The organism is Psychrobacter sp. MF31 (assembly GCF_012847335.1).
Classification (GTDB): Bacteria; Pseudomonadota; Gammaproteobacteria; order Pseudomonadales; family Moraxellaceae; genus Psychrobacter.
Genome location: NZ_JABBDX010000001.1, coordinates 130,267 through 149,825, shown reverse-complemented (window position 1 = coordinate 149,825; position 19,559 = coordinate 130,267). Strand labels below are relative to the sequence as shown.

Here is a 19,559-nt window from a genome sequence, read left to right as displayed (position 1 = left end):
CTTGAATTAAAACCCTGAAATGGGGTGATCACCTTGAGCATAAGGGCTGATAAAGTGACTATCAATATAGTGGCGACCCTCAGCGCTTAAGCAGTCTGCTAAATGTCGTGACCATTTTGGGCGCTTGTCTTTGTCAATGAGCAGCGCCCGAACGCCTTCTTTAAAATCAGGATTTGCTGCGCAGTGTAGGGCAACATTGGTCTCTAAATACAAAATCTGCTCAAAGGACAGCGTGCCAACTTTATAATACAACTCAAAGGCTAGGGCTTTGGTTACCGGACAGCCGTTTCGGTAGGTGCCAAGCGCGCGTTTTGTCCAGTCATCTTGCGCAAAATCGCTTGATATCGCAGCGATTTTTTCATCCTCTTGCAAAATGGCATCAATATCTGCCAAGTTGCCACTGTTCATAATTTGCGAAATCGGCTGCCAATAGCGCTCAAGTTTACTCTCAGGTAGCACAGCTTTTGGCAGCTGGCTTAACGCGTGGCTTGCAAGACCATGGGCGGTATTGGGGCTATTTTGGTCAATAGCGCTTTGCCAATTGATTGCGACAAGCTGAGAAATCACCTCTTGATCATCACAAGCCAGCGCAAACTCCGCCAAATTGCCTAAGATTAAATCACTTGCGGTTCCGCGAGCGCCCGTTAATCCCAAAAATAAGCCCGACTTTGCCGGAAACTTTTGCAAAAACCAACTTCCGGACGCATCAGGAAATAACCCAATGGTCACCTCAGGCATGGCAAATTGTGTTTTTGCGGTGACGATTCGGTGGCTACATGACGCAAGCAGTCCCATGCCGCCGCCCATCACAATACCATCACCCCACAAAATAATCGGTTTGGTAAATCGGTGCATCTGTAAAAACAGTCGATATTCACTACCAAAAAAAGTGGTCGCATAGGGATTTGGCAACAGCGACTCCTCTTTCATGCTGTCGTAAAGCTTGCGAATATCGCCGCCTGCGCAAAATGCTTTGTCGCCTGCGCCTTTTAGTATTACGGCAACGACGCAATCATCTGTCTGCCAATCGGTAAAGGCTTTGGATAACAATTGGCACATCTCAACGCTAAGCGCATTTAACGATTTGGGCGAATTGAGCGTCATCACGCCTAAAATATGACCGCAATCGGTGGCAATTTGTTCAAAAAGTACAACATCGTCAGGCGTATTTTGAGGGAAATTATTGGCAGGATTGGCAGTCATAAGTTATCCTTTGGATTGAAAAACCGACTCGCAAGGAATCGGTTGATTAAAATTAAGTGAATTAGGTTTAGGCAAACCGCTCTCGCATAACTTTCTTATCATGTTTGCCAACCGACGTTTTTGGCAATTCTTTAACAAATTTAAACTCGCTTGGAATGCCATATTTGGGAATTAAGCCGCGACTGACCGCTTGCTCAGCAATGGCTTTAATGTCGTCACCTATCGTATTTTGGCAATCAGATTTCAGAACCACCAGCGCAAGCGGTCGCTCGCCCCATTGTTTGTCAGGAACCCCAATCACGGCAACGTCAGCAACTGCCGGATGCAAGGATAAAATGGTCTCAATCTCAAGCGAAGAAATCCACTCGCCGCCAGATTTGATGACGTCTTTTAGGCGGTCGGTGATGTTGATATAGCCATCCTCGCGCAGATAAGCAATGTCTTCGGTATGCAAGTAGCCATCACGCCAAAGCTTGCGACTGGCATCAGGATTTTTTAGGTAGCTTTGGGTCAGCCACGGCGCTCGCAGTACCAACTCGCCCGCGTGATCTTTTCCTGTTGGCAGTAGCTGATTAACCTCGCTCCAAATTTGCGCCTCAACGAGCAATACCGGTTTTCCGGTCAAGCAGCGGCGGCTGATGTCTTCCGCTTCGCTCATTTTTGGCTCATTGATGCTAAAATCAGTCAAGCTAATCAGCGGCGCGGTCTCCGACATACCATAACCGGTATAAACTTCAATACCGCAATCAAGGGCGGCTTTTGCCAGGCCTTCGGTCAGCCTTGAGCCACCGATAATCATTTTTAAGCCATTAAATTTTTGACCGCGATTGCTTACCTCTTTTATCAGCATTTGCAAAATGGTCGGAACGCAGTGGGTAATGCTGACCTTTTCAGTCACAATTAAATCGACCAAAGCGTCCGGCGCATAGCGTCCCGGATAGACTTGTTTGAGTCCTGCCATCGTGGCGGTGAATGGAAAGCCCCAAGCATGAACGTGAAACATGGGGGTCAGCGGCATATAAACATCGCCATAGCTGACGCCCTGCTTGCTTGGTAGCATCCCAAGAGACGCAGCTTCAGCTAAGCTATGCAGCACCAATTGCCGATGGCTAAAAAACACGCCTTTTGGGTCGCCGGTCGTCCCTGACGTATAAAACGTGGTGGCAATGGTATTTTCATCAAAATCTGGAAAGTCAAACTCATCCTCTGCTGCGGTCACAAGCGCTTCATATTCCCCAATGACGCGGCGGTTTTGATCACCAAATACCGACTCATAACTGACCCCATTATCATCAAGCCAAAGGATGTGCTCAATGCTTGAATTATCAAATTGATAATCTTTGACCAAAGACGCAAATTCGGAGTTGAGCAGCAGCACTTTAGGCTGAGCATGGTTGATGGTGAACAGCACTTTATCGGGCGACAGGCGAATATTGACCGTTTGCAAAATCAGCTCTGACATAGGAACGGCAAAATATGCCTCAAGATAGCGATGCGAGTCCCAATCCATGACCGCAACAATATCGCCTACGCTTAAATTAAGCGTTGCAAGCACATTCGCTAATTGGTTGATGCGCTTAAAAAACTGCTCATAAGTAAAGCGCTTTTTATTGCTATAAATAATTTCTTGGTGACGGGCGGCAACTTTGCTGCGGTTTAACAGCTGCTTGATCGTTAGTGGAAAATCATAAGCATCGGGGGCGCTTTGGTAAACATCCATGGTTATATTCCCTTATTATTTTTGATTTTATTGAAATTTTTATCCATTTTATAGCACAGATTTGACGATAGTAAAAAACATCCCCTTCGCTATAAAGCTTCTTTTGGCATCAAGGGTATCAAGCTATGTCGCGCTTGGGTTTCTTTTCGTTTTTACCATCCCAAAGCTTGCCACAAGTAGCGCTAACACTTGAACCCCTAATAATAACTCAACCGTCATCGACCACTCGCCTTTAGCAAACGCAATTCCGCAAAGCCAAGCGCCAATCGTGCCGCCGGCGTAATATCCCATGTAATAAAGCCCCGAGGCAAGCGAGCGCCCTGAGTTAACATTGACCGCAATATAGCTGATGGTCGCAGCTTGAGTGATAAATACGCCTGATGACATAATAGCAAGCCCAACAATCACGCCCCAAAGCGGTGTCACTTGCGTGATCAGAACGCCCGCCATCGACACCAATACCGCCACCCGAACCGTTCTTGCTGACCCAAATCGGCGCAGCAACTTGGTTGACAGCGGCGTAATCACCACCCCAATCAAATAAACGGCAAAGATATTGGCAAGCGCGCCGGTTGATAAATGATAAGGCGCTGCCGCCAAATGCAAATTAATAAAAGTAAAACAGCCAACCAGTGAAAACAGCACGCAAGCCCCCAAAAGACAAGCAGTCACCACATAACGGTTGGTCAAATGGGATTTAAGCGTCGTCATTGCCGAGCGAAAATTAGGATTGGGGACAAATTTTTTGGAAGCAGGAAGCGTTTTGGCAACCCAAGCTGCGCCGATCAGCGTCATTAAAGCCATTACAAAATAGCCATGCCGCCAACCGATCAATTCGTGCAAATGCCCCAATAAAAAGCGCCCCAAAAAGCCACCCAAAACTGTCCCCGACACATAAAACGACATCAATTCAGTGACCGCTCGACCTTCAAACTCCTCGCCGATATACGCCAAAATCACCACCGTAATCCCAGGAACGGACAGCCCTTGCAAAAACCGAAACAAATCCAGCCAGCCGATCGTTGGGCTTATGGCAATGAGCGCCGTTGGAACGGCTAAAAACAAAAGCGCGCCGACCACCAAAATTTTGCGACCAATGGCATCTGAAAGCATTCCCAAAAACGGCGACATGATTGCAATTGCCATCACCGTTGCACCAACGGCTATTCCTGCCTGAACTTCGGTCGCCGAAAAATCCGTCATTAAAACCGGTAACACCGCTTGGATAGAATATACTTGCAGAAAGGCAAACATCCCAATCAGCGCCACTGTCAGCTTTAAAATTAACGTTGGCGCGCTTGGCATTGGCATATTTTTGGATGCCGTTCGTGACGATTTTTGAAAGTTAGATGGATTCACAAGATTACTGACTATGTTGGACGCGAAAATAAGGCGCGTAAGTGATCGAAAAAGGGCGATAACACTGCTACTCATATGAACAGTGCTAATGAATTAAAATTTACTAAGCTAATGAGATATCCTATTCACTTAAACTTTAAATAATAAGTATTTTATATAATATCACAATAGCCCGTATTCTTAGGACTTAAGACAACAACAGTTAACAAAGTCAAACAGCGCTATCGACAACTCAGCCGGCGATACTATAAGCTCACGGAGAATGCATCGTTTCATAACAATTCGCCCGATTTGCATTCTTTATAATAGGTTGATATCAATACCAATTAAAACTCAATATTAATTAAAAAAAGGACAATAAAAATGAGCGATAGCATGAGTGATTTAGGATCAGGGTTTTGGAACATTCGCGGCTCGTTTCGAGTTGGTGGTATCCTCGATGTAGGCGCTCAATGCTCGTTGGTGCGGTTAAACTCCGGGAAATTTATTTTTTTAGACAGTTATAAGCTTACCGGTGACGTCCGCGATGAAGTGATGGCGCTCACTGATAACGGAAAAAAGGTCGAAGCGGTGCTTAACGTCCATCCGTTTCATACGACATACTGCGCTCAGATGGCAAAAGACTTTCCAGAGGCGATATTCTATGGCAGTCGCCGTCATCGCGAGCAAGTCCCTGAAGTTAATTGGTCAGAGGATTTGGTTGAAAGTAACGCTGTAACAAGCCGCTACCCCGAGCTTGAGTTTTCTTTGCCAAAAGGGATTTATTACATTGCGCCAGATGACAAGATTCACGCCGGATCGTTACTTGTGTTTCATCCTGCCAGCAAGAGCTTTCACGTCGATGATACTTTTATGACGCCGCCTATGAAAATCCTTGATGCGCTCTTGCCTGAAGTGCTGTTAAGCCCGACGACGAAAGCCGCCCTTCTTGATGAGCCAGATGCCGGCAAACAGTATTGCGACTGGGCAATGGCTATTGCTGATAAATGGGGCGATACCCGCAATTTTTGCGCGGCGCACACGCACCGGATTGAATTTAAAGCGGGTGAGTTTGGGCAAGCCTTGAAAAAAGCGGTAGATAAAGCCCGACCGAAACTTGAAGACGCTGAATAGTGTTAAAAAGGTATCAACAATAAAAAAGGCTGCCAATACGAGCAGCCTTTTTTTCTTTTTTATTGCATTTTAACTTTTACTCACAGCTTGCTTTACCAGTTCGATGATTGATCGCGCCATTAGCAGCAAGCAGCTGCTGCATCTCGATCAAACCACGGGTACAAGCGTAAGAATAAGCCCCTTGATTGTACGATCCCATGCTTTTATCTTTGGTGGTCGCAACCAGATTTGGGTTAGCGCCTTGCGACAATAAATATTTTACCGTTTCAATCCGGTTGTTACTGGCGGCAACCATAATCAAGGTTTCACCATCGCTTTCTACCGTTTGATCGTTTAAATCGACCTTGCCTTTTGATTTTAATATTTGATGGACTTTTTTGACAATGTTGGTATTTTTGCCAAGCGCGGCGGACTTCATGACATTATAAACATCGCCTTTGTCGGTGGCATAAACGCTTGCCCCTTGAGCAATCAAATAATCCGCCATGTCCTCATAACCAATAAATGCCGCCCAGCCAAGTGCCGTCTGATTCAAACTGCCAGTGTCTTTAGCTTCCAAATCCTGACCGTTTTGAACCATATATTTAACCGTTGCCAAATCACCGCGCTTTACCGCATCAAACCAAGCGGCATCTGCCCCTGTTGAGGGCTTATCATAAAATATGCGGTAAGACAGCCGATTTTTATTGGCGATATCCTCATTTTCAGCATCACTAAATCGGAATCCGGATTGCGGCGTTGGCGCTGCGCTTGCCGACTGGTTAACGGTTTCTTTTTTGACATTATCGTCGGTATTCATCGCTGAACAAGCGCTTAAAAGCGCGGCGGTCATTAGCGCTATGGCAGTCTTATTAAAAATAGCACTTTTTTTTAACACAATAGTCATCAAAATATCCTTTTTAAGTTAACCTATAGTTATCTTTAATCGTCTAAAATGAATTATAAGTTAATAATCTAGCCGCTGTAAATAAAAATCATTGACCATTTTTATCAAGATAATAATACCGCAAGTTTGGCGTCATTTTGAATGATATCGGCTAAGGTATAGCGCTCAAGCACAGTGATAAAAGCGCTTAACGCCTCAAAAAATACGCCTTTTAATTGACAATCAGGACTAATCACGCAGCCAATCCCTTCTTGATAAATCAGCTCCGATTTTATCGTTGCGGATTTGCCAAAGCATTCAACCAATTCAAAATCCGGCTCAATTTGTCGAATCAATATTCCTAAATTGATTGTTTCAGGCGCTTTTGCCAAACGAATGCCACCACCTTTACCGCGAATGCTGTCAATATAGCCAAGCTTTCCTAATTGATGAACGACTTTGGTCAGATGACTTTTTGAAATGTGATAGCTGCCCGCAATATCACTGATATTGGCAAGCGCGCCATTTTTAGGAACCACTGCTAAATACATCAACGTTCGTAATGCAAAATCACTATAGTTGGTCAATCTCATAAGCTGTTTTACCTTTCATTCCCTTTATTTTGCCAAATCTCATTAGCCAAATAAGCCATCCGGTCGCGGTTTGGACAATATCGGCAAATAATAACTGCAAAACAGCACAAAGCAGCCAATCCAGCCCGCTTGTGCGATCATCACCCACCACAAATAATGGCTGCTATCAACAATCGGCAATAGCGCTCGGCTAACAAATACTAAAATAATCAATAAAAACATTATGCTAACTGCACGCGGTGGATTATGAATACTGCGACCGGTATGACCAAGCGCTACTCGCGCCATCATTGCCACCGTCATCATGCCAACGCCGGAAATCGCCAATGCATGAACGGCAAGGCTATGATTAAAGCCAAGCCACGGCTGAAGAGTGAATAAGAAAAAGCTGATACAAATGCCAAAAAAAGCTAAAAACAGCGACCAAAGCAGCGGCTTTTGCCAAATATTCGGATGATACCAGCCCAAAAGCCGCTTGAAGTTCACAAGCCCTACCCCAAGCGCAGCAATGGTGAGCAAATACGGATTAGGATAAAAGACATCGATCAGAAAAAATGCCAAAAATAGCAGCAAACTTGTTATATCCTGCCAGCGACTATTTTTAACGGTAATGGGTACAGGCAAGTCCGGACTCAATCCGCGCTCAATAAAAAAGGGCACGACGCGGCGACCGATGGTCAGCACCAACCCAATAATTAAGTAAAATCCCAAATAAATGCCAATTCCACTTAAATTCATATCGCCTTTGAGGATTCCCAAATAGCAAAGCCCATTGGCAAGGGTGAGTAGCGCAAGCTTTGCTAAAATTCCCAATTGCTTATATTGCTTGACCGCCAAAACTGCTCGAAAAATCGCCCCTGCCATCGTCACCATAAACAAGCCATCAAAAATAAGCGCGGCAGTGAGCCAAACTTGTGAGCCAATTGCCCCGCCAAAATCGATCCCAAAACCAAACGCCAGCCAGCCAAGCCTTGCTAAAAGCCAACACAAAAAAATACCTAGCAATCGGTAACCATAAGGCATCCTCTGCCCCGTCCAAGTCTTGACCGCCGTCAGTAAAAACCCCGCGACCACCGCTAACGCATAACCAAAAATCATCTCATGACCATGCCAATAAAACGGGGTCAAAATGCTGGCGTCAATCTTGCCATAACCGGTAAAAATAAACGCCCAAGCCGTCATAATAACAACGGCAAACACGGCGGCAGCACTAAAAAAAATCCGAAACGCTAAGTTTAAAATCGGATGCGGCGAGCTTGGCGGCTTAGACGGCAGGGAGATAGAGTGCATGAAGGCATCCTTAACAAACAAGACTGGAAAACCAATAGATTCATTTTAAATGAATGTTATAAAAGAAGCAATGATTACTCAAGTACATGATGAGTGCTTGACTCGCCATAATAGCGTTGCTTAAATAGCCGTAAAGGAGAACGATATGACCACTGCTGATGACAGCAATACCGCCAAAAAACGCCAAATTATCAATCGATTTTTAGCAAAGCTAACCCGTGATGAGCCGCAAATGTATTACGCATCGACCGCGGAGGTGGCCCGCGCCTTATTTTTGATGATCAAAGAGCACCAAAACCGCTTAGAGATTGAGGAGCAACTGCTGGTTAAAGGCTTAACCAGTCGCGATATTGAAATGATTTTGGGATTTCACCACTGATTTTTTAATACTTATTTTTAAGCCTCTATAAAAAAGACCAGAATTGCGCTGGTCTTTTTTATGCTCTTTAACTTTAAGTCTTATACACTAAAGACGCGTTAATCGCGGTTAAAACGGATAATCGCGCGGCTGATTCTGAACTGAAATCCAATGCAGGCTGGTGAACTCGTCTAATATCCAATCGCCGTTAAAACGACCAATACCGGAGTTTTTCTCGCCGCCAAAGGGCGCGTGACTTTCATCGTTGACCGTGATGTCATTGATATGGGTCATTCCTGCTTTAATCCCGCGAGCAAAGCGCAAGCCTTTTTGCAGATCGTTGGTAAAGACCGCGCTTGATAAGCCAAACCTCGTATCGTTGGCAATCTCTAAAGCGTCGATTTCGTCTTTGGCGCGGATGATGCCAACCACGGGACCAAAGACTTCACACTTTGCCAACTCCATATCACGGGTGACATTGGTAAAAATATGCGGCGGCACTATTTGACCGTCAATGTCGCCTTCAAACTTGACGGTTGCGCCTTCTTCCTTAGCGATTTTGATTTTATTTTTTAAGGATTCAAGCTGTTTTTTATTGATGATTGGACCAATGGCGGTATTAGGGTCGTTTGGATCGCCAACTTTTAGCGTTTTGACATGATCAACAAAACGCTCGACAAACTCATCGTAAATGCCATCTTCAACGATAATTCGATTGATAGCAATGCAAATTTGACCTTGATGTAAAAACTTACCAAACGCAGCAGCTTTGACCGCTTGACCCAAATCAGCATCTTTTAACACTACAAACGGACTGTTGCCACCAAGCTCAAGGGCGACTTGCTTGATGTAATCACTACCAAAGGCAAGCTGACCGATGTGTTTGCCGACCGCCGTTGATCCAGTAAACGATACAAAGCTTGGGATGTCGTGAGTGACGATGGCGTCACCAATCTCATCACCGCCACCGATGACGACGTTAAGCACCCCTTTTGGCAAGCCCGCTTCTTCAAAGATTTTGGCAAGTAATAAGCCGCCAGTAATGGGCGTATCGCTTGCAGGTTTTAAAACGACGGCATTTCCCAAAGCAATCGCTGGTGCAATTGAGCGCTGAGTCAAATGCAGCGGAAAGTTCCAAGGGCTAATCACCGCAATCACGCCAATGGGCTCACGATAAATAAAGTGCTCTTTGCCGATTACGTTTGAGTGGCGAATCTCGCCGTGAGCTCGGTTTGGAAAGCTTGCCGCCTCAAGCGTCATCGCGCGGGCGCTTCCAAATTCGACCATGGCTTTAATCTTGGTACTTCCCGACTCTTTCACCAGCCAGTCGATAATTTCATCTTTTCTACGATCAAAAATTTCAACGACTTTATAAAGCAATTGCGATCGCTCGTTTGGCGTCTTTTTTGCCCAATCAATTTGCGCTTGTTTTGCCGTTTGATAGGCGCTATCTAACTGGGCTTTGGTTGCTTGCGGAATTTTAACCAAGGTTTCGCCGTTAAACGGGTTGGTATCGATATTTTCGCTATCGTCCTCACCTTTTTCCCAGTAGCCGGCGATATATTGCAAATGAAAATCTTTATAGCAGTCTTTGGTAGCAAAGGTTTGGTTGCTGTTATTTTGGTTATTATGGTCGGTCATGACTTATCCTAGTTTTTATTAAAAGTGTTATTAAAGCTTTTGTTAAAGTTTACGAATTTTAGGCTAACATAGCCGCTTGATTTCTCAGCTGATTTTTCACAGAAATGTGGTTACAATACGTAATCTTAAGTCTGATTTAAAACAAGGAACATGTTTATCATTATGACAGAACCACTTTTTTTAACGCCAAAAGCAAATTCACATCAAGATACCAAAGCGCATTTGCTTGACGTTGGCTATCAATTAATATCGCAAAAAGGCTTTTCAGCGGTTGGTCTTCAGCAAATTTTAACCACCGCAGGCATCCCTAAAGGGTCGTTTTATCATTATTTTGCCTCAAAAGAAGCCTTTGGCGCGGCGATTATTGAGCATTATTTTTTGCAATATCACTCCCGCCTTGATGAGCTTGCTCGAACGCAAACCAGCGCAAAGCAAGCACTTTATCACTATTTTTCAAGATGGTACGACACTCAGCAAAGTGGCTGCGCGGTAGATAAATGCTTGGTGGTGAAATTAAGCGCAGAAGTTGCTGATTTGTCCGAGGCAATGGCAAATGCGTTACATTTTGGCTATGAGCAAACCATCAACTGGCTTGCGGCTCAAATCAAAACCGCCTTTGACGCCGATGATATGACATTAAGTGACATTAGCGTCAAAAGCCTTGCCAAACGCTTATATTTTGCTTGGCTTGGGGCAAGTTTGGTCACTAAAATCAGCCGTTCAAATGCGCCGCTTGATGAGGTTTGGCAGATGACTTGCGACAGCTTAAACTTTTCAGTGAAGCTTCCGAACTAAGCTCATAATTGACGGCGCGTTTTGCTACCACGAGATTTAGCCGAATGGTGATCACTTTTTCATAATCACTGATCACTTTAGATTTATTAACCAGTAACACCTGATTTTACATTTTTTTGTAAAAATTTCTAGACGACCGGTCTAATTTTAGTACAATGCACCGTATCAAAGATTTCTGCACCTTTTAAGAATTAGGATAATTATGAAAAATTTCCAATATTACAATCCAGTTCGAATCGTTTTTGGTGACAACCAAATCAAAGAGCTTGCCAATTTAGTACCGCTCGATGCTCGGGTGCTCATTACCTTTGGCGGTGGCTCGGCAAAAAAACATGGCACGCTTGATGAGGTCAAAGCCGCGCTTGAGAGTAACGGCGCGCGCGAAGTCTTTGAGTTTGGCGGTATTGAGCCCAACCCTGAATTTGATACGCTATTAAAGGCGGCGGATAAGGTCAATGAGCTTGAGATTGATTTTATCTTAGCGGTCGGCGGCGGTTCGGTGATTGACGGCAGCAAATTTGTGGCGTTGGTTGCACCTTTTAAGGAAGACAGCGAATCAAAAAAAGTCTCGCGTGAAAAAGCTTGGCAAGCGCTCACCAGTCGCTGCCGCAATTTGGACTTTGCCATTGATTTGGGCGCGGTGCTGACCATTCCGGCAACGGGCTCAGAGATGAATTCCGGCGGCGTGATTAATGACAGCAACCGCCAAGCCAAATTGTCATTTAGCAATCCTTTAGCTTATCCCAAATTTTCAATTTTAGATCCGACCAAAACCTTAACGCTTCCTGAACGGCAAGTGATGAACGGCGTTGCAGATGCGTTTGTTCACGTGATGGAGCAATATTTGACCTATCCGGTTAATGCTAAAGTTCAAGATGCGTTTGCCGAGCAGCTTCTTAAGATTTTGATTGAAGAAGGTCGCGCCGTTTGCCAAAATCCTGAGGATTTGGAAACTCGCAAAAACATCATGTGGTCGGCAACGATGGCGCTTAATGGCTTGATTGGGACGGGCGTTCCGCAGGATTGGACGACGCACATGATCGGTCATGAGCTGACCTCGCTGTTTGGCATTGACCACGCGCGGACGCTGACCATTTTGCTCCCTGCCGTCATGCGCGAGCTCAAAGCCAGTAAAAAAGACAAATTGCTGCAGTTTGCCAAAAATGTCTGGGACTTAACGGACGACAACCAAAGCGATGACGATAAGATTGATGCCGCTATCGACATGACTGAGACGTTTTTCAAATCGCTCAATTTGCCGGTATCATTAAGCGATGCCAATCTTGATGAAAGCGTGATTGATACCGTAATCGACCAGCTTGACGCCCATCAAATGACCGCTTTAGGTGAATACGGTAAAAATGACTTGGCGGTATCGCGCCGGATTTTGCAGCGCGCGGTTTAATTGAGACTTAAAAACAAGAACTATTTTAAAAAAGGATAACTCATGAGCTTTATTAACGATAATAACAGCCAACAAAACGACACTCAAAACCGTCAAATCAAGCTTGCCAGCCGACCTAATGGCGAGCCAAATTTTGATAATTTTGCTTGGGAAACCAGTCCAATTCCAAAGCCAAAAACCAATGAAATGCTGCTGCGAACCGTTTATTTGTCGCTTGACCCTTATATGCGCGGGCGCATGAGCGCGGCGAAAAGCTACGCCGAATCGCTTGCTATTGGCGATGTGATGCTTGGCGCGGCAGTTTGCCAAGTGGTTGACTCCAACCTTGATGGTTTTGATAAAGGCGATTTGGTCGTTGCCAATGCCGGTTGGCAGGATTACAGTGTCAGCGACGGCGCAGGCGTGGTCAAACTGGATAAAAACATGGCGAACCCCTCTTACGGCTTAGGCGTTCTTGGAATGCCAGGGTTTACAGGATATATGGGGCTGACCGATATTGGCAAACCTAAAAAAGGCGAAACGCTTGTCGTTGCTGCCGCTACAGGCCCTGTTGGCGCAACCGTCGGTCAAGTTGGTAAGCATTTAGGACTTCACGTAGTTGGCGTGGCAGGCGGCGCAGAAAAATGCGCGTTTGCAAAAGATGAGCTTTGCTTTGATGATTGCCTTGACCATACTAGCGAGGATTTTGCAAATCAGTTGGCAACAGCTTGTCCTAACGGCATTGATATTTATTATGAAAACGTTGGCGGCAAAGTCTTTGATGCCGTGCTACCGCTCTTAAACGCCCACGCTCGAATCCCCGTTTGTGGCTTAATCTCTCAATATAACGCCACCTCGTTGCCGGATGCTCCTGATCGCTTGGGGCTACTTATGGCAACGATTTTAAAACAGCGCTTAACCATCAAAGGCTTTATCATCTTTGAAGAATACGGCGATCACTTCCCTGAATTTTTAGCGACCATGAGTAATTGGGTCGAATCAGGCGTTGTAAAAACCAAAGAGCACCTCACCGATGGGCTGCAAAACGCGCCGCAAGCATTTTTTGATATGTTAAATGGCGACAACTTTGGTAAAACAGTAGTGAAAGTCGCCGATGTTAAGTAGGTCTATAAACAGTAGCTTTATAAAAATAACGTTTAATAAACAGCTTATAATAAGGATAACAAATGAAAATTTTAATGGTATTAACCTCGCACCAGCGCTTAGCCGATACCGGCAAAAAAACTGGCTTTTGGCTTGAAGAATTTGCCGCGCCTTATTACACCTTTTTGGATGCTGGCTGCGACATTACGCTTGCCTCTCCTGCCGGCGGTCAGCCACCCCTTGACCCAAAAAGCGACGAGCCTGCCGCTCAAACTGACGCGACCCGCCGCTTTAAAGACGACAAAGACGCTCAAGAGAAGCTTGGTAGCACCAAAAAGCTTGCTGAGGTTCAAGCTTCAGACTTTGACGCCGTATTCTACCCCGGCGGTCATGGTCCGCTTTGGGACTTGGCAGTAAGCCTTGACTCTATTGCGTTAATCGAGAACTTTGCCAGCCAAAATAAACCTATCGCCTTTGTTTGTCACGCGCCTGCTGCCCTGAAAAATGTCAAATCAGGGGAGGACTATTTGGTTAAAGACAAAAAAGTAACTGGCTTTAGCAATAGCGAGGAAAAAGCAGTTGGGCTTTATGATGACGTGCCATTTTTATTAGAAGATATGCTCAAAGATCGCGGCGCTCATTATGATAAAGGCGCGGACTGGTCATCGTTTGTCATCACCGATGGTAATTTGGTCACTGGTCAAAATCCGGCGTCATCAGAAGCTACCGCTAAAGCATTGCTAAAAGTGCTTGGTCAATAAGCGGCTTTAAAATACACTACCTTAATCACAATAACCAATCGTTATGTGATGAGCAAAAAATTGTGATAAAATAGCCCAAAACAGTCTTGGGCTGTTTTTTTTGCCTTTATCCTTTTAAATGATAACGATTACAAATTGCTTATTATCAGTAGAAAGACTTTGCTTAATAATGGAGCTAATTTTCTTTCGCCAACCGATGATGCCACATGAGTACGGAATATCAGTTTAAACCTCACGAACGCCCTATGATGGTAGGCTCCCCTGCCAACCCTGACCATCCCACGCGCCGCAAGTTTTTTTATCTTATCATCGGTATTTTTATCGGGCTTACCGCAAGCTTTCTTAACGGTCTTTTGGCGGCAAACCTGTCGCAAATTCAAGGCGAGTTTGGGCTAACGCCTGTTGAAGGCGGCTGGATTTCGGTCGCTTACAACATGACCAATGCTTGTATTACGGTGCTGCTTTATAAAATCCGTCAGCAATTTGGCATGTCTTTATTTAGTAAAATTACGATGTTTTTTTTGTTGGCAGCCACCAGTTTACAGTGGCTAGCCAGTAGCGTTTTTCTTGAAACGTCCTTTGGCGTTTGGATTGAGCCGTATTATTTAGAGCTGGTCGCGCGCGGTCTTAGCGGTATCGTGGCAAGTGCGATGACGGTATTGTCTATTTTTTATTGCCTACAAGGGATGCCCGTCGCCAAACGCATCAGCGGCTTGATTTTAGGCTTTGGCTTGGTTCAATTTGGCATTCCATTATCAAGGATTATTTCCCCTTATTTAGCAGCTGATGGGTCGCTAAATACATTATTTTTATTTGAATTTGGCTTGGTTTTGGTGTGTTTTAGCTTAATTAATCTGCTTGAATTGCCCGCTGGAATCACCGAAAAAGTCTTTGAAAAGCTCGATATTGTCAGCTTTGCGCTATTTGCAGTAGGGCTTGCGGCACTTTGTGTGTTTTTGGTTCAAGGTCGGATTTTGTGGTGGACGACGCCTTGGCTGAGTACACCGCTAATTATCGCTGTGGTGACCATTATTCCGGCGCTTTGGATTGAAACGCACCGCAAAAATCCGATGCTGCAAGTTCGCTGGATGCGCAGCCGAACCATTATTGCCTTTACCATTACTGGCGCGGTGATGCGGGTTTTATTGTCCGAACAAACCGTTGGCGCGGCAGGGCTACTTGCCAATTTGGGCTATGGCAACGATCAGCTTGTTACGTTTTATGTGGTGGTTTTAGCTGCAAGCGCTTTGGCGTTGGTGACAAGCATTTTTACCACCAATGCGATGGATTTGCGGCGACCGGTGATTTTTGCGGTGTCGCTCATCGCGCTTGGCGCTTGGCTTGATACGGGCGCGTCCTTAAATTCGACGCCCTCGATGTTTTATTTTAGCCAGTTTTTGATTGCCTTTGCTGCGGTTTATTTTATGGGACCCATGGTATTTGAAGGCATGTTTCGCGCCATTGCCAATGGTCCTGCCTACATTATCAGCTTTTCGGTGATTTTTGGGATTTCACAAACCATTGGTGGTTTGGCAGGAGCAGCCGCTATTCAAGCATTTACGACCATTCGAACGCAAATGCATTACGCCGATATGGTAAGCTCGTTGAATCTTGGTGATCCGGGGCTGGCAGCACAAGTTGCCGGCGCTCAAGGGGCATTAGCAGGACAAATCACTGACCGCGCTCAAGCAGGAAGCACGGCTATGGGGCAAGTGCTTCAAGGCATTCAGCGCCAAGCAACCGTGGCCGCTTACGATGATTTGTTTTTTATTATTGGCACGATTGCGACCATTACCGCCCTGCTGCTACTGATGAATTATTTATATTACCGCTATCATAAGCGCAATCCGCTGGCAAAAGAGCTTGCTGCCCTTGCCAAAATGAAAGCGGGTAATTAACTTGTTACTATTTATAACTATGACCAAAATGATTAGGAGCGCGTCATGAGTGACCATTCCCCCCGTGAGCCTGTAGCGCCTCGTGACCCGAACTTGACCGCCGATGAGTTGCCAAAATCACAAGAAAATGCTGAGCAAACCGCCAATGAAAAAATGGCGGAAGACAGCTTAAAAGCAGATGCCCATGCCGCTGAAAATGACACGCCCATGCCACCAAAAGAGCCGATTGATGAGCCTGCTGGCTGGTCACCCAAAAAAAAATCTGTATTTAATTTGGTATTGTTAATTGCCTTTATTATCATTGGCGTTGGGCTGATCCTTTATGCGTGGCGACTGCCACCGTTCACCCCGACCATTCAAAAAACGGACAATGCGTTTATTAAAGGTCAAACGACCATCATCAGCCCGCAAGTGTCAGGATATGTGACCGAAGTTGCGGTTCAAGACTTTGCTCAGGTCAAAGCTGGCGACTTATTGGTCAAAATTGATGACCGCAGCTTTCGCCAGCAGCTTGAGCAAGCCCAAGCAAACATTGAAGTTGCCCTCACCAATCGCTCAAGCAATGAGCAGGATACTGGAACCAGTGAGGCGCAAATTAAAGCCCGCGAAGCGGACGTTTATAGCGCCAAAGTGAGCGTCAATAGCGCTCGCGAAGATGTCAGCCGCTATCAAGGCTTGGTTGCCATTGGCGCGGTGGCTCAAGCGGAAGTTGCTCACGCTCAAGCACAATTGGCAAAAGCTGAAGCTGCTGTCCGTCAAGCGGAAGCCAACTTGCAAGCGGCAAAAGAAGCCGGCAAAAAAACCACCGGTAGCCGAGCGTCCTTAGATGCCAATATCAAAAACGCCGAAGCCGGTGAAAAACAAGCAAAGATCAACCTTGATAATACCGTCATTCGCGCCCCAGAATCTGGGCAATTAAGCCAAGTGAGCGTCAAAGTCGGTCAGTTTGTTAACGCGGGCACTCAGCTTATGTATATCGTCCCTCGCGGCGTTTGGGTCATTGCCAACTTTAAAGAAACTCAGGTAGCAAGCATGAGCATTGGCGAGCCTGCAAACATTCGCGTTGATGCGCTCGGCGGCGTAAAATTTCGCGGTCACGTGAGTAATATCTCCCCTGCCACGGGAAGCGAGTTTAGCGCAGGAGCGGCAAACCCTGCAACAGGGAACTATATTAAAATCGCTCAGCGGATCCCCGTTCGTATTGATTTGGATGCCAATCAACAGCGTTTAAATGAGCTTCGTCCAGGGATGTCCGTTTTTGTTGATGTGGATACCAAAGCCAAATAATAAATTAACAATAGCAAAACGCCCTTTAATAGGTCTTTAAAGGGCGTTTTTAGTATTATCAATTAACAATACGATTAATTTAAAAATTGATTTAAACTTTATGGCAATAAGCGGTTGGTTTTCCAGCTTTCGCCATGATTGTCAGTTGAGTAAATGATTCGGTCATGCATGCGATTGGCGCGACCTTGCCAAAACTCAATTTTTTCAATCGTGATCTCATAACCGCCCCAAAATTCAGGGGTTGGCACCTTGGTATCTTCCGGAAACTGCTCAACCAACGCCTCAAATTTAGCATTCATGGCTTCGCGATCTGCCACCACACCACTTTGCGGCTGACTGACCCAAGCGCCAATTTGGCTATCATGCGGTCGTTTTTGAAAATACGTTGCCGATTTTTGCGCGTCAATTTTAGCAATGCTGCCACTGATTCGCACTTGGCGCTCAAGCTCATGCCAAAAAAACAGCGCCTCGGCATTATGATTTTCGCTGATATCTTGACCTTTAGCGCTGTCATAATTGGTATAAAAAATGATACCAGAGTCGGTCACTTCCCGAAGTAAAACGATACGAACGGCAGGCTTCATGTCCGCGCCGCAAGTGGCAAGGCTCATGGCATAAGGCTCTTGGACGCTTTGCTCGATTGCCTCACTCATCCAAGCATTAAACAACTCAAACGGCGACGATGGAATTGAAGATTGATCCAGCTCGCCTTTTTCATAGGATAAACGCTGATCGGTAAAATCCATACTCATGATGACCTCTTTTATAATGACAGTTTAAATTAGGGTTGCTGACAAAAATGCGGCGCGAAATTTTAACCCAGTTAATCTTCTAGCTGAGCTTTGATGCGATTTGCTAAATCTTCTGCCAACATATCGCATTCGATTTCGTCATCGGACTCAACCATCACACGAATCATCGGCTCCGTTCCTGATTGACGGATGAGCACTCTGCCGCGACCCTCAAGCGTTGCTTTAGCATTGTCAAACGCCGAAACAAGTTCAGGATAATCAAACGGGTCTTTCATTTGCGATAAACGAACGTTGACCAGCTTTTGCGGTAATACATCAAAGCCGGCGCTCAAATCGCTCAGCGCCAAATCACGCTCCTGCATGATGGCAAGCACTTGAAGTCCTGCAATGATCGCATCCCCTGTTCGGCTCTTATCTAAGCATAAAATATGACCGGAGGGCTCACCGCCTAAAATCCAGCCATTGGCTTCAAGCGCTTGCATGACATAGCGATCGCCAACTTTAGCGCGGCAAAACTCAATTCCGGCGCTGTTTAGCGCAAGCTCAAGCCCCATATTGCTCATCAAGGTTCCCGCAACGCCTGCTGCTTTGGTTTGACCTTGAGTGGCTAAGATAAATAAAATGCCATCGCCATCGACCAAATTGCCCTTTTCATCGACCATCACGATGCGATCGCCATCACCATCTAAGGCAATGCCAACATCGGCTTGATGATGAACCACGGCATGTTGCAAGCCTTCTGGATGAGTTGAGCCGCAATTTTCATTGATATTGATGCCATCAGGGTTGTTATTTATCGCGATGACGTTTGCGCCAAGCTCCCGAAGGACGCGCGGTGCAACGCTATAGCCTGCCCCATTGGCGCAATCAATCACGACGGTCAAATTGGACAAATCGTACTGATAAGGAAAGCTGCCTTTACAAAATTCGATATAGCGACCTTTGGCATCATCAATGCGGTGATTTTTGCCCAATTGTGCCGGATTGACAATTGGCATGAGCAATGAACTACCATCCGCTGCCATCATCTGATCAAGCTTTTGGTTAATCGCATCTTGCAGCTCATCGCTAATTTTTTTGCCCTCATTTGAAAAAAACTTGACGCCATTATCAAAATAAGGATTGTGCGACGCGGAGATGACCACACCAGCATCCGCGTGAAAGCTGCGGGTTAAATGAGCAATCGCCGGCGTTGGCAACGGTCCTAACATATGAACGTCGACGCCTGCAGCATTAAATCCGGCTTGTAGCGCCGCTTCAATCACATAACCTGAAAGGCGCGTATCTTTGCCAATCACCACGCTTGGCTTTTTGCTTGAGTCGCTATTTTCAACCAACACGCAACCGGTCACATAGCCCAACTTCAAAATAAAATCAGGGGTAATAGGAAGCTCACCAAATTTACCGCGAATGCCATCGGTACCAAAATAGCTCAT

General features: G+C 45.6%; 17 protein-coding genes. 8 read left to right on the top strand and 9 right to left on the bottom strand.

Annotated features, from left to right (window positions below; translation table 11 throughout):
• Window positions 1–6: 6 nt before the first annotated feature.
• From HF322_RS00610 to HF322_RS00600, 3 genes are all read right to left on the bottom strand, one after another.
• Window positions 7–1,203 (bottom strand): enoyl-CoA hydratase/isomerase family protein, encoded by a 1,197-nt coding sequence (locus HF322_RS00610; RefSeq protein WP_169391457.1) that lies wholly within the window; start codon window positions 1,201–1,203, stop codon window positions 7–9.
• A gap of 67 nt (window positions 1,204–1,270) precedes the next feature.
• Entirely contained in the window at window positions 1,271–2,923 is a 1,653-nt protein-coding gene (locus tag HF322_RS00605) for a fatty acid--CoA ligase (RefSeq protein ID WP_169391456.1), read from the bottom strand.
• A 123-nt stretch (window positions 2,924–3,046) separates the two neighbouring features.
• Window positions 3,047–4,234, bottom strand: a complete 1,188-nt coding sequence (locus HF322_RS00600; RefSeq protein ID WP_169391455.1) for an MFS transporter — start codon at window positions 4,232–4,234, stop codon at window positions 3,047–3,049.
• 411 nt (window positions 4,235–4,645) lie between these two features.
• Here HF322_RS00600 and HF322_RS00595 point away from each other — a divergent pair, with 411 nt between their 5' ends.
• Window positions 4,646–5,395 carry a hypothetical protein gene (locus HF322_RS00595; RefSeq protein ID WP_169391454.1) on the top strand — a complete coding sequence of 250 codons (750 nt, stop codon included), beginning with the start codon at window positions 4,646–4,648 and terminating at the stop codon, window positions 5,393–5,395.
• A 76-nt stretch (window positions 5,396–5,471) separates the two neighbouring features.
• On the opposite strand, the gene HF322_RS00590 is transcribed toward HF322_RS00595, so the two are convergent.
• The 3 genes from HF322_RS00590 to HF322_RS00580 form a co-directional block, all read right to left on the bottom strand.
• On the bottom strand, window positions 5,472–6,281 hold the full coding sequence (locus HF322_RS00590; protein WP_219848133.1) for an ankyrin repeat domain-containing protein: 810 nt from the start codon (window positions 6,279–6,281) through the stop codon (window positions 5,472–5,474).
• Between the two features lie 104 nt (window positions 6,282–6,385).
• Window positions 6,386–6,853, bottom strand: coding sequence for an Rrf2 family transcriptional regulator (locus HF322_RS00585; RefSeq protein WP_169391453.1), 468 nt, complete (start codon window positions 6,851–6,853; stop codon window positions 6,386–6,388).
• Window positions 6,854–6,895: 42 nt separating this feature from the next.
• On the bottom strand, window positions 6,896–8,143 hold the full coding sequence (locus tag HF322_RS00580) for an NnrS family protein (RefSeq protein WP_169391452.1): 1,248 nt from the start codon (window positions 8,141–8,143) through the stop codon (window positions 6,896–6,898).
• Window positions 8,144–8,288: 145 nt separating this feature from the next.
• Here HF322_RS00580 and HF322_RS00575 point away from each other — a divergent pair, with 145 nt between their 5' ends.
• Window positions 8,289–8,522, top strand: coding sequence for a hypothetical protein (locus HF322_RS00575; protein ID WP_169391451.1), 234 nt, complete (start codon window positions 8,289–8,291; stop codon window positions 8,520–8,522).
• A 108-nt stretch (window positions 8,523–8,630) separates the two neighbouring features.
• On the opposite strand, the gene HF322_RS00570 is transcribed toward HF322_RS00575, so the two are convergent.
• A complete protein-coding gene (locus tag HF322_RS00570; protein ID WP_169391450.1) occupies window positions 8,631–10,142 on the bottom strand; it encodes an aldehyde dehydrogenase family protein in 1,512 nt (503 codons plus the stop codon).
• 162 nt (window positions 10,143–10,304) lie between these two features.
• Between HF322_RS00570 and HF322_RS00565 the strand changes: the two genes are divergently transcribed.
• The 6 genes from HF322_RS00565 (at window position 10,305) to HF322_RS00540 (ending at window position 17,371) form a co-directional block, all read left to right on the top strand.
• Window positions 10,305–10,937, top strand: coding sequence for a TetR/AcrR family transcriptional regulator (locus tag HF322_RS00565; RefSeq protein ID WP_188211201.1), 633 nt, complete (start codon window positions 10,305–10,307; stop codon window positions 10,935–10,937).
• A 202-nt stretch (window positions 10,938–11,139) separates the two neighbouring features.
• Window positions 11,140–12,342, top strand: a complete 1,203-nt coding sequence (locus tag HF322_RS00560) for an iron-containing alcohol dehydrogenase (RefSeq protein WP_169391448.1) — start codon at window positions 11,140–11,142, stop codon at window positions 12,340–12,342.
• 42 nt (window positions 12,343–12,384) lie between these two features.
• Window positions 12,385–13,446: an NADP-dependent oxidoreductase gene (locus HF322_RS00555; RefSeq protein WP_169391447.1), complete on the top strand. Its 1,062-nt coding sequence runs from the start codon at window positions 12,385–12,387 to the stop codon at window positions 13,444–13,446.
• Window positions 13,447–13,508: 62 nt separating this feature from the next.
• Window positions 13,509–14,186 (top strand): type 1 glutamine amidotransferase domain-containing protein, encoded by a 678-nt coding sequence (locus tag HF322_RS00550; protein WP_169391446.1) that lies wholly within the window; start codon window positions 13,509–13,511, stop codon window positions 14,184–14,186.
• A 206-nt stretch (window positions 14,187–14,392) separates the two neighbouring features.
• Entirely contained in the window at window positions 14,393–16,084 is a 1,692-nt protein-coding gene (locus HF322_RS00545) for an MFS transporter (protein WP_169391445.1), read from the top strand.
• A gap of 45 nt (window positions 16,085–16,129) precedes the next feature.
• Window positions 16,130–17,371, top strand: coding sequence for an HlyD family secretion protein (locus HF322_RS00540; RefSeq protein WP_223193111.1), 1,242 nt, complete (start codon window positions 16,130–16,132; stop codon window positions 17,369–17,371).
• Window positions 17,372–17,469: 98 nt separating this feature from the next.
• On the opposite strand, the gene pdxH is transcribed toward HF322_RS00540, so the two are convergent.
• On the bottom strand, window positions 17,470–18,117 hold the full coding sequence (gene pdxH / locus HF322_RS00535) for a pyridoxamine 5'-phosphate oxidase (protein ID WP_188211210.1): 648 nt from the start codon (window positions 18,115–18,117) through the stop codon (window positions 17,470–17,472).
• A 77-nt stretch (window positions 18,118–18,194) separates the two neighbouring features.
• Window positions 18,195–19,559, bottom strand: coding sequence for a phosphoglucosamine mutase (gene glmM, locus HF322_RS00530; protein WP_169391443.1), 1,365 nt, complete (start codon window positions 19,557–19,559; stop codon window positions 18,195–18,197).